This is a genomic window from Vibrio sp. 1F169 (assembly GCF_041439605.1).
GTDB classification, from domain to species: domain Bacteria; phylum Pseudomonadota; class Gammaproteobacteria; order Enterobacterales; family Vibrionaceae; genus Vibrio; species Vibrio tasmaniensis_A.
Genome location: NZ_JBGOOI010000058.1, coordinates 23,803 through 30,091, shown reverse-complemented (window position 1 = coordinate 30,091; position 6,289 = coordinate 23,803). Strand labels below are relative to the sequence as shown.

General features: G+C 38.5%; 3 protein-coding genes and 3 pseudogenes. All 6 read left to right on the top strand.

From position 1 onward, the window contains the following. Positions 1 to 122 precede the first annotated feature (122 nt). Positions 123 to 955: pseudogene (locus ACED53_RS17980) on the top strand (IS66 family transposase); the annotation flags it as partial. Then, positions 949 to 1,139, top strand: a pseudogene (locus ACED53_RS17975) (IS3 family transposase); the annotation flags it as partial. The pseudogenes ACED53_RS17980 and ACED53_RS17975, both read left to right, overlap by 7 nt. Before the next feature lie 416 nt (positions 1,140 to 1,555). Further along, positions 1,556 to 2,683, top strand: coding sequence for a non-hydrolyzing UDP-N-acetylglucosamine 2-epimerase (gene wecB, locus ACED53_RS17970; RefSeq protein ID WP_029225409.1), 1,128 nt, complete (start codon positions 1,556 to 1,558; stop codon positions 2,681 to 2,683). Between the two features lie 13 nt (positions 2,684 to 2,696). After that, a complete protein-coding gene (locus tag ACED53_RS17965; protein ID WP_017100258.1) occupies positions 2,697 to 3,800 on the top strand; it encodes an NAD-dependent epimerase/dehydratase family protein in 1,104 nt (367 codons plus the stop codon). Between the two features lie 176 nt (positions 3,801 to 3,976). Further along, a pseudogene (locus ACED53_RS17960) lies at positions 3,977 to 4,915 on the top strand (IS30 family transposase). 126 nt (positions 4,916 to 5,041) lie between these two features. After that, a complete protein-coding gene (locus ACED53_RS17955; RefSeq protein WP_017100393.1) occupies positions 5,042 to 6,091 on the top strand; it encodes a glycosyltransferase in 1,050 nt (349 codons plus the stop codon). Positions 6,092 to 6,289 lie beyond the last annotated feature (198 nt).

Below are 6,289 nucleotides of genomic sequence, written 5' to 3'. Positions count from 1 at the left end.
GCTAAACCCTGAACGCTGGCCAGGTGATATCAGAAACTGTGAACCTGTTGGTGACATTCACCTAAATCCAGAAAGAGAAGCTGCTTAGTAAACAAGCGAATGATGACAACTACCTTGAAAAACGCCGACAGCTTGGCACAACCTTTTCGGTCGGTGCGATTAGCGAAGCGCAAACTAAAGTCGCTTCAATGTTGACTCCATTGCATCAAGCGATAAAACAAGCGTTAAAGAAAGCCCCTTTGATTCATGCCGACGAAACCTCTCACCATAGAAATGATGAGCAAAGCCTTCGTTGGTGTTGGTTAGTGGCCAGTGATGACCTTGTCTATGAACAAATACTGTATTCACGCTCGGCCTCATCAGCGAAAAAGGTCATTGATGAAGATTATACAGGCATTGTAGTTAGCGACCAGTGCTCAAGCTATAACTGGATAGCCGCAGACCGTCACCTTTTATGTTGGGCGCATGTGAAGCGCAATCTTCAACAAATGGCGGATTATAGTGGCGGTGGCCACACCGCCTATATTGGCAAACATCTTTGTTTGCTGACGAACGCCATTTTCCATACTCAGCATCGTTACGAGCAAGGTGAATTGGATTATTCACTGTATTTGCGGCGAATGCACAGGCTACAAAAATCGTTCGATCATTGGTTGAATAAAGGGACAGATGTTATGGTCAAACGGTATCGGGGACGATGCAAGTTACTGATCAAGCATAGAGAAAGCTTGTGGGTTTCCTCAAGAAAACCTCAATCCCCTTAACTAATAATGAAGCTGAGCGATGTATTAGAGGTTTTGTCATTCAAAGGAAAATCAGCTTTGGAACGACCTCGGATGCAGGCGATAAATTCCGTAGTCGTATTCATACACTTATCGAAACCGGCAAAAAACGCGGCTTATCAGCAATGTCGGTGTTGAGCGATATCATCACATCAGTCGCTGAGAAGAAGCCGTCCAATACGACCGATAATGACGCGAGAAGTGATGCGCCAAGCACTTTTTGAATATGTCGAAGTCGATTATAATTGAACAAGAAGGCACAGGGCTCTTGGGTATCTAAGCCCAGTTAAGTTTGAAAACAATACGTCGCTTAATGCGGTATCCAGTCTAACTGGAGCTGCTCGTTTGTTGTGTTGACCGAAAGATAAACGAAACTGGATGGCTCTATCACTAAATTTGATTACGAAACAAAGTCTATCCTGCTTAGAGTTTTGTTCAAACCAGATAAAATTTAAACTGGTTAATTTGCACCTACTTTGTTAAAGTTTGCTCGAATTAAAAACTGCATTAAAGCGGTTGAACTGTGAAGTTATTGCCTTTAGGAGCTAGACCTAAGGGCGGTAGCATACCTAAGCGGGACACTTAAAGAAATAGGGTGTTTTGATAAATAAGTATAATCTAGGTTTCAATGTAAGATAGGCGAGAACCTACGGTTTCAAAACGGATGAAGAATGTCTCAGGATCTGAAGAATAGCTGGGATGTTTTTGTGGTTATTGAATTCAATTTTAAAGGGCATAGCTCCCTTCAACGTAAAATAAGTGACAACTCTATTATGGCTAAGAAAAAAATCTTGACGGTCTTTGGCACTCGACCTGAAGCAATCAAAATGGCACCTCTTGTTCATGCTCTTGATGCTGATGAGCGCTTTGAAGCAAAGTGTTGCGTAACCGCTCAGCACCGAGAGATGCTAGATCAAGTTTTAGATCTATTCGACATCAAGCCGGATTATGATTTAAATTTGATGAAAGTCGGTCAAACACTCAATGATGTAACAGCGCGCATTGTTCAAGGATTAAAGCCGATTCTTCAAGATTTTGAGCCAGACGTTGTGTTGGTTCATGGTGATACAGCAACCACTTTTGCTGCCAGTTTAGCTGCTTATTATGAACAAATTGAAGTTGGTCATGTAGAGGCCGGCCTCCGTACCGGTAATATGTACTCGCCGTGGCCAGAAGAAGGCAATCGACGCCTAACTGGTGCGTTAACTAAGTACCACTTTGCACCTACTCAATCTTCAAAAGATAACCTATTAAAAGAAAACGTCAGCGTGGATGATATCTACGTGACTGGTAATACAGTTATAGATTCTCTCTTGATGGTGAAGGGGAAAATTGATTCAGACAAAGCTTTGAACGCAGAGCTTTCAAGCCAGTTTTCTTTTCTGGATGACAGTAAAAAATTAATATTAGTCACTGGTCACCGACGTGAGAGTTTTGGTAAGGGATTTGAAAGTATATGTGAGGCGTTAGCTCGAATAGCTAAAATGCATCAAGAGGTTCAGGTTGTATACCCCGTGCATTTAAACCCAAATGTTCGAGAACCTGTAAATCGCATTTTAGGTGATATAAGCAACGTTTATTTAATAGAACCACAACAGTATTTACCTTTTGTCTATTTGATGGGGCGCTCCCACATCATTTTGACAGATTCTGGTGGTATTCAAGAAGAAGCTCCTTCCCTTGGGAAACCAGTTTTAGTTATGCGCGATACGACAGAACGGCCAGAAGCTGTTGAAGCGGGGACAGTTAAGTTAGTAGGGGCATGTGTGACGACTATTGTTGACAATTTAAATGTATTGCTAACAAATAAAGCAGCTTACCAAATGATGAGCTTTGCACATAACCCATATGGTGATGGTAAGACTTGCGAAAAAATCTGTGACAACTTAGTAACCAAATGATGGAAAAGTAAATATGAAGCCTGTATACGAACAAAGGTTAAGAATTGTAGAAGAGTATTTTGATAAGGTTGGTTTTGATAGTGACTTATTGGAGTATTACACTGATAAAAACGTACTAGTTACTGGTGGTGCTGGTGCTATTGGAAGTAATTTAATAATTATGCTATCTAAGTTAGTCGGGCCACATGGTAAGGTTGTTATATTAGATAATTTGAGCTCCTCTAAAACTGAGTCTAATTGGAATATAACACCTTTAACAAATGTTATGTTTGTTAAAGGTGATGTTCGAAGTGATGTTGATATGAAAAGAGTCTTTAAAGAAGATATAGATATCGTTTTTCACCTTGCTGCATTTTTTGCGAACCAAAACTCTGTTGACTATCCTGAAATTTCAGCAGAAGTTGACGTTATTGGCCAAATTAAACTTTTAGAGTACTCTAGACTGGCAAGTGTTAGCCGCTTTGTATATGCATCAAGTGGCTGTGCTGTGTATGGTTCTTCTGCACAGTTGCCTGTAAAAGAAGACTTTATTTCGATGCATCTTACAACACCTTACCAGGTTAATAAGATGACGGGAGAAATGTATTGTAACTTCTATCACCATAATTATGGTTTGAATACTGTAAATTGTAGATTCTTTAACTCTTATGGGCCTGGAGAAATCCCTGGTCAATACAGAAATGTAATTCCAAATTTTATTTATTGGGCGATGAAAAAGAAACCGTTACCGATTACTGGAGATGGTTCGGAAACAAGGGACTTCACGTATGTTCTAGATCTTGTGCAAGGTTTGATTAAATCCGGTTTTTATAATGATGCTATCGGTGAGAATTTCAATTTATCTGCTGGCCGAGAAATATCTATTGCTGATATGGCTAAGGCTGTAAATATTGCCGCATCTAATGAAGATAACATCGAATTCAAACCAAGAAGGACATGGGATACTAAAAAAAGAATGTTAGCCTGTACTGATAAAGCGGAGCGTTTGATTGGTTATAAGCCAATGATTACGTTTGAAGAAGGCTTTAAAGAAAATGTCCAGTGGTTCAAAGATAACTGGGAGCTAATTGAGAACGATGCTGATTTTACCCCGGGAATGAGTAGTGCTGTTCGATAATATTTAAAAGGCTGACATGAAGTATAGAGTGTAATAATTATGCTCTATACTCTTAAATTTAACATAGTACACACGATTTCAGATAATAAGTACGACATTTATGGAAAGGTGTAGAAGAGGAAGCCAACTACTGAAAGTGGTACGCTCTTCTCGTCAAAGAAACAAACAGTACTACCATGAATTATCCGCAGTTGACCGAGGGAAGAAGATACCATATTTCAGCTCTATTGGAACGGGAGGTTTCGGTTTCTGAAATAGCTAAAACCATTCAGTGCCATCTCTCTACGGTATATCAGGAGCTTAAATGCGGCAGCAAAGGCAGTCATTATTGTCCAAGCAAAGCCCAGGTATTCTCAATCAAAAAAACGCACATCGGCGCGTAAATATAGAATACCTCAGGAGTGTGTTGATTTTATCTACCTCCTTTTAGAGTCGGATTGGATTCCAGAGCAGATTTCCAGTGTATTAATTGGAGTCGCTCTTGTAGTCAGCCATGAGTGGAACTATCGATTTGTTGCTCAGGATAAACGCTTAGGCGGCAAGTTATATCGCCACTTGAGGCAAGGTCACAAGCGGTATCGTCGCGGTAGAAAAAAGAAAGCACCAGCGATCCAAAATGCTGTTTCTATCGATGATAGGCCAAGCATCGTTGACAGTAAGAAGCGATTGGGTGATTGGGAAATCGACATCGTATTAGGCAAACATGGCACAGGTGTTATGGTGACAATCTTGGAGCGTAAAACACGATTTTACGAGTTCAAGAAGGTGCCATCGAAATCAGCAGATGATGTTACTAAAGCTACCATAGAACTACTCATGCCTTATAAGGAACATATCCATACCATCAAGGCAGATAATGGGAGAGGGTTTGCGGGCCATGAAACCATCGCAAAGGCGTTGGATTCCGATGTGTACTTTGCCCATCCTTATAGCTCTTGGGAGCGTGGAGCCAATGAGAATACTAACGGGCTTTTAAGGCAGTCGTGAAGAAAGGAACCAACTTAACAACGGTAACAGACAGCGATATTGAATTCGCTGTATCACGGATAAATTATCGACCGAAAAAGTGTTTAGACTTCAGCAATCAGCGATTATCTTTAAATAAATGGCAGTGACTGCTTGATATTGGAGAGTGCCGCACTTCGCAATTTAATTCAGGCATTATAAAATTTAGTCTCAATCTGAAGTTCTCTATCTTTTTGGAATGCCGAAAGCACATGATATTTATATAAAGGTTAATTTTGAACACTATAATACTATCAAAAAATTACAGTAAATATAAATCCGGCTATTATCATAATGATATAGTTAAAGGCTGGAAAAAAACAACCAATTGCTTTGTTTATGGTCCAGGCTACCCTGGTTATAATAATGATGATGACATTGATTCGGTTATAGAAAAATCACCATTTAAAAAAGAAGATTTAGATATTATAGTCTTTTCAACTAGTTGGGATGATGATGAATCAGATGACAATGTAGACCCACATTGCAACATAAGATTAGAAAAAATCGATTCTGTCAAAAAAATATACTATCTAAACAAAGAATATAAAAAATTAGAACTGCGTTTTGATTATGCAAAGTTGCAAAGTGTTGACCTTATTGTAACAGTTCATCCTAACTTTAAATTATGGGAGGAAGAAGTAGGGATTAGATTTGTTCAAAGTCATTTTGCGGTTGATTTAGCTAGGTTTGGCTATAATAACGAACCGAAAGATTATGACTTTGGTTTTACTGGTGGTTTACATATGAAACACCTAGACTTTAGAAGTAAAGTTAAAAATGAAATATTTTTAGATAAATATAAAAACTTAAAATCAAATTACGATAGAAAGGTAATATTAAGAAAGAGTTTTTTCAAAGAAAAATATCTAGGTTATAATATTTACTGGGCAGAGTTTGGTGCGAAAAATTTATTAGGACAAAGCCTTCTTCCTCATGGGAATAAATATGCAAAATTTCTTAGAAGATTTAAGAGCTTTTTAAATACACCTTCAGCTATTGGCATATTTAACACTAGATTTTTTGAACTCATGGCTTCCAGGACATTAATAATATGCCCGAAAGTTGATTCATATAATGGAATAATGAAGGATGGGGATAATTGTCTTATGTTTAAGGAAGATATGAGCGACTTTTCACTAGTGCTTGAGAAAGCGCAAGATGAAAATGTACGCTTACCGATAATTAACAACGCGCAAAAATTTGTTAGACAGCATACATATGAAGCTAGAGCCAAAAAAATAATTGAAGTGATCCAAGGAACTGAAAGTGATTCTAAACAATAAAGGAGAGATTAGTTAATAGCTTTAATCAATATACAAGTAGTACTGGTAGATGTACTACTTGTGCCTACAGTCAGATAAGCTGAAGCCGGAGAACACTTCTTTAGTCTCACAAAATTATTGTCTATGTAGAAGCTGGATTGGATATTCGCTATAGTGTAGTGGGTGTTAATAAGGGTTGCATCACAATGGTTTATTATA

What these genes read in the sequence shown, in the direction of transcription:
- ACED53_RS17965 (WP_017100258.1), top strand. Translation starts at nt 2,697, where the DNA reads ATGAAGCCTGTATACGAACAAAGGTTAAGAATTGTAGAAGAGTATTTT.
- wecB (WP_029225409.1), top strand. Translation starts at nt 1,556, where the DNA reads ATGGCTAAGAAAAAAATCTTGACGGTCTTTGGCACTCGACCTGAAGCA.